This is a genomic window from Paenibacillus germinis (assembly GCF_013141785.1).
Classification (GTDB): domain Bacteria; phylum Bacillota; class Bacilli; order Paenibacillales; family NBRC-103111; genus Paenibacillus_E; species Paenibacillus_E phytorum.
The window spans coordinates 1-2,991 of sequence record NZ_WHOC01000188.1 but is presented as its reverse complement, the minus strand read 5'-3'; the positions used below and the strand labels follow the sequence as shown (position 1 = coordinate 2,991).

General features: G+C 42.0%; 3 protein-coding genes. All 3 read left to right on the top strand.

What is annotated here, in order from left to right:
• Positions 1 to 1,335: immunoglobulin-like domain-containing protein (locus tag GC102_RS36965; protein ID WP_171693932.1), on the top strand; the 1,335-nt coding region annotated here is incomplete at its 5' end.
• Positions 1,336 to 1,552: 217 nt separating this feature from the next.
• Complete coding sequence (locus tag GC102_RS36960; RefSeq protein ID WP_246321340.1) at positions 1,553 to 1,774, top strand: hypothetical protein; 222 nt, start codon at positions 1,553 to 1,555, stop codon at positions 1,772 to 1,774.
• Between the two features lie 196 nt (positions 1,775 to 1,970).
• Positions 1,971 to 2,141: a hypothetical protein gene (locus tag GC102_RS36955; RefSeq protein ID WP_171693931.1), complete on the top strand. Its 171-nt coding sequence runs from the start codon at positions 1,971 to 1,973 to the stop codon at positions 2,139 to 2,141.
• The last annotated feature ends 850 nt before the right edge of the window (positions 2,142 to 2,991 follow it).

Here is a 2,991-nt window from a genome sequence, read left to right as displayed (position 1 = left end):
CAGTATTCCGATATCTCACATCCAAATCTTGAATGGAAGGTAGTCAAGCTTGCGAACGGTTACTATAAGCTTGTAAATCATACAAGCGGTAAGGTCCTTGACAATGCGGGCTCTTTAACAGACGGGACCCCTCTTTATCAATGGGCTGATTTAAACAATCCAAACCTGGAATGGGCATTACAAGCAACAGCTCAAACGGTGCAGGTTTCTTCGATTTCGGTAAGTGGAGCTGGCGGCGCGAGTGCGATCACAGTCAAGGATGGAACGCTGCAAATGCAAGCTGATGTTCTGCCAGCCAATGCAACAAACCGTAATGTCACATGGAGCGTCTACGAAACAGATGGTACAACGTTAACGGATAAAGCGACAATTGATGCCAATGGATTGTTGACAGCTAAAAAGGTCGGGACTGTGAAAGTGGTTGCGACGGCTGCTGACGGCAGCGGCAAAAAAAGCTTCAAGGATCTCGTAATTGATTTTATATCTCCTGTTACGACAGACAACGCTCCTGCCGGATGGGTCAATCATGACACGACCGTCAATTTGAATGCTGTAGATGACGGTTCGGGAATATTGGCTACTTACCTCACGGTAGACGGTGGCGCCCAACAAAGTGGAAATGCGATTGCGTTCAACACAGAGGGAGTCCATACGCTTGTATATTGGAGTGTGGATCATGCAGGCAACGTGGAACAAGCCCATACGGTAACGGTAAGCATCGACAAGACGGCTCCGACCTTAACGGTATCAGACTCTAATTCTACAACAGTTTACTTGGGTTCGACTTACACAGACGCTGGAGCGACAGCTACTGACAATGTGGATGGCGAAGTAACGAGCTCGATTGTAACAACTGGAACAGTTGATACATCCAAAGAGGGTACCTATTCAATTACGTACACTGTCCAAGATCATGCTGGAAACACAGCAATCGCTACGAGAACGGTTCAAGTAATAAATGTCTATAAGTTTAGTGGAATTTTACAACCGATAAACGTGGATGGTCAAAGTATTTTCAAACAAGGAAGCACAGTCCCAGTAAAATTCCAACTAACGGACGCTTTAAATCAATACGTATCCAATTTAAGTGCATCAATAAAAGTTACTTACTTGTCAGCTGATGTAGATGGAACAGATATTGAAGATGTGATTTCGACTGACGCTTCGACAGGAACGCTTTTCCGTTATGATAGTACAGCTAATCAATATATCTTTAATTTGAGCACCAAAAATCTGGAAGCTGGCAAATATCAAGTTGAAGTTCTATTGCCTTCAACCTATACACTTGTTTCAACAACGCCTCTTAAAATTACATTCAGTTTGAGATCTAAATAGGATGATTGCGTAAGCAAAGTCACTCCAGCAGGAATTTAGAGAATTGCAAGGACTGTCATAGCCACCGGCGCTGACAGTCCTTGTTTTTCCAATAGAGATTGAGATGTAAAGAGATGTTAACTAGGTAAACAAAACGGTCGAATTTAATGTTGACAAGACAGCTCCAGCGCTTTCCGTCCAGTTGGATAAGACGTCGATTTGGCCAGCGAATTATATAATGGTTACGATCAATGCCACGCTGAATTCTAGTGATGATACATCAGGCGTTGAATCCGTGGTATTAACTTCCATTATTAGCAACCAACCAGATAGCGGTCAAAGCGACATTCAGGCCAATTTCGGCACAGCAGCCACTTCCTTTAGCTTGCGTGCGGAGAAGTCGCGCATCTATACCATCACATATACAGCTACCGATAAAGCTGGTAACAAAACGGTTTAATCTGTTACCGTCATAGTACCTCATGATCAATCCGACAATCAGGGATAACAAGTTGGTAACCATGTTGAATGAATGATGAGAATCGTCAGTTTCCTATGAGAAACTGACGATTTTTTTGTGTCGCGGTGCGTACGAGGGATTGCTGGAGCTGCTAAGGTAACGGGTGTATAGTTGAGGAAATTTACGTTGCTTGTAGTTGACAACGACATGGTCTGTCCAAGCAGCAGAAGAGTCTCCGCTATCCGAAAATGGTGTAACGGTACCAGTGCTCGTATCAAATGGAACGAATGAGAGCTTGATCCGAGTAGAAGGTAATAAGCTGGTTGTCTCCTATTCCAATACTTGTTATCGGAGTATTTTCTGGTAATATACCAACAACAGATCTGAAAACAATTTTATTGAGAAAGTCATTAAATTGCAATTATTTGGTAATTGAAGATTTGCAAAATCTATTAAATTCACATAAGCTAATGATCAATCATTTCATGTTAATGTCATGGCTCGTTTACTAAAGTAATAGTAAAGTTTTGTACTTAGGTACAATTCCATTACAACCTATGCTTGAAGGTAACGAAACAATAAAAAGTAGAAGTGTAATCTGCAATTTGAAGGCATCTTAGTATCACAAATTTGAAAATTTAAACACGAGCCATTTTGGTATCGTGTTTTTTTGTGCAGAAAACCATAGATTTGCGACAATTCATCTTACAATAACCATGCGAAACGACAAAACATAATACAGAAGGCGCCAAAAACAAGTTACAAAAACATCAAAATTAGTGCTATAAAAGCGACAAAACTAGTTACAGTTCATAAGATTCGTTCGTGGTGGGGGATTTCTCGTCCATGAGTGGCATGCAATAGATTTCAATTTATACAGTCTCTCTCATGATCACATGAACGGAAAGCGTGCGCCGCTGTCTGGAAATGAATCAGGCAACCATTTACCCACTTCAGTCAGAGAAGCCTTTAAACGGCTTATGAAGGCGATTAAAGAGGGCAATGGACTAATGCGCGTCGAAGTCCCCGAAGTGTTGTCTAGCACGCCTTTAGTCAGCAGCTGCGTTCACTCCATTGGGTGAACGCATATTTTATTTTAGGGGGAATGTATGGTGAATAGAGGTAGTGCTTTACGCAGCAATACGCAGATGAATAGACTTAAGGACGGTAGAGGTCAAGGTGAAGACTTCTCGTGATTGGTGCGAAGTCTAGAGGAA